At 70.4% G+C, this 714-nt stretch carries 1 protein-coding gene; it reads left to right on the top strand.

Annotation, left to right across the window (positions count from 1 at the left end; all coding sequences use genetic code 11):
* Positions 1-593 (top strand): transposase (locus ETD86_RS54630; RefSeq protein ID WP_211370949.1); only part of this gene is annotated, 593 nt, incomplete at its 5' end.
* Positions 594-714: the final 121 nt, after the last annotated feature.

Genomic DNA, 714 nt, shown 5'->3' with positions numbered 1-714 from the left:
CCGAGCAGGCCGAGCAGGCGGAGCAGGCGGAGGTCTATGGTGATGCCGCTTATGGCACTGGGCCGATGCTCGCGTGTTTGTCCGAGGCCAGGGCTGAGGCGATGGTCAAGGTGCAGCCGCGGGGCGGGCTGGGCGGCCGGTTTTCCAAGGACTGTTTCACCGTCGATCTGGAGGCGGAGCACGTCAGGTGCCCGAATCAGCAGACGGCGCGGATCCGCTGGCATCGTGACGGCAGCGGAGTCGCGGCGTTCGGCGCCGTCTGCGCGGCCTGCCCTCTGCGGGAGCGGTGCACCACCGCCAAGAACGGCCGGGACATCAACCTCAGCCCTTATGAGGAGCACCTGGCCCGCGGTCGGGCCAACAGCGCCGATCCGGACTGGCTGGCCCGCTACCGGGCGACCCGGCCGAAGGTCGAACGCAAGATCGCGCACATGATGCGGCGGCGGCACGGCGGACGCCGCGCCCGGGTCCGGGGCACATCCAAGATCGACGCCGACTTCTCGCTCCTGGCCGCCGCCGTTAACCTCGCCCGCCTGGCCGTGTTCGGCATCGTCTCGGCCCCCTGCGGATCGTGGACGACAGCAACGGCCTGACCAGGGACCTCACCCGAGAGGAAGGGGTCTGGGCGACGAGGTGACGGCCTTCAGCGGGCCTGTGGACAACCGCACAGACCCGCACAACCGGCAGGACCCCGCCGCGAGCATGGACTCCGAC

Source organism: Nonomuraea turkmeniaca, assembly GCF_005889735.1.
In the GTDB taxonomy this organism is placed as follows: Bacteria; Actinomycetota; Actinomycetes; order Streptosporangiales; family Streptosporangiaceae; genus Nonomuraea; species Nonomuraea turkmeniaca.
The sequence above is the reverse complement of the archived record's forward strand: the minus strand, read 5'-3'. Positions and strand labels throughout refer to the sequence as shown.